The following is a 1,179-nucleotide window of genomic DNA, read 5'->3' on the forward strand; positions in this document are numbered from 1 at the left end:
ATCACTCGATGTCAGCGTAATACCAACCGTCATTGATCAGAACCCTTGCGCCCATTTGCGTCTTCCAATCGACATGATCTTCCACGGTCGGTCCTGCAGGGTTGTCCAAGCGTAGCAGCAGTGATCGACGATATCCTCGTAGGACTTGAAGACGCGGTTTGAGAGCCAGTTCTCGCGCATGAACTGCCAGATGTTTTCCACCGGGTTCAACTCCGGTGATTTGGGCGGTAGTGGCAGAATGGTGATGTTTTCTGGGACCACCAGATTGCTGGACATATGCCAACCCGCCTGGTCCATGATGAGGACAGCGTGTGCATTGTCAGCGACGTGGCGAGAGATCTCGATCAGGTGCTGGTTCATGGCATGGGTGTCGCACCAAGGCATGACGAGAGCCGCAGCCTTGCCCTGTTTGGGGCAGATGGCACCGAAGATATAGGCCGAACGGGTTCGCTGGTCGTGCGGCGCGGACGGCCTTGTTCCCCGCTTGGCCCATCGGCGCGTGATCTTGTTCTTCTGGCCTATCCGAGCTTCATCCTGGAACCAGATTTCGATCACTTTGCCCTTGGCGGGGCCGGCGGCGATTTTTGCCACAGCGGCTGGGAAGTTTTTTTAAATGCCTCGGCCGCCTCCGGGTCCTGCGCATGATGTCTTGGGCGAGCCGAGAGCTTGCGATACCCCATGGCACGCACTTCGCGCCCCAGGGTCTCCTCGCTCACCGAGATGCGAAACTCTTCCCAAATCCATTGAGCCAGATCACACAGACGCCACCGAACGACACCGTCAAGATAAGGCGTCGGTCCTACTTCGATGGCTTTTGCAAGGGCCGCGCGCTGCTGATCGTTCAGCAGCGACTTGGGACCAGGAGCCTTGCCGTTGATCAGTCCTTCGGGACCGCGAGCATTGAAGCGGACCACCCAGTCGCGCACGATCTGAACTGTCACGCTGCCGAGCCGCGCCGCATCTGCCCGTGAACCACCATCATAGATCGAAGCGAGCGAAAGAAGCCGCCGTGCCTGATCGGCATCGCGCGTTTGCCGGGCCAGTCGCCGTAGGATAGAACCGTCGAAATCCGACCGCAAAGAAAGCGCTGAACCCATCGCAAACCTCCTGTTTGCCACAGAGATTCAGATTCGTCCCCCTTCGGGAAGCCCAAGAGTCAGCATCAGCGACGGTTGGTAT

1 protein-coding gene is annotated in these 1,179 nt (G+C 58.4%); it reads right to left on the bottom strand.

Annotation, left to right across the window (positions count from 1 at the left end):
- Positions 1-36 precede the first annotated feature (36 nt).
- Positions 37-1,097 (bottom strand): IS630 family transposase gene (locus FNA46_RS25055; protein WP_143127966.1). Its coding sequence is split into 2 segments (ribosomal slippage): positions 37-605 and positions 605-1,097, totalling 1,062 coding nucleotides; the frame shifts between segments, so codons are not numbered across the junction.
- Positions 1,098-1,179: the final 82 nt, after the last annotated feature.

This window comes from Affinirhizobium straminoryzae (assembly GCF_007004135.1).
GTDB lineage: Bacteria > Pseudomonadota > Alphaproteobacteria > Rhizobiales > Rhizobiaceae > Neorhizobium > Neorhizobium straminoryzae.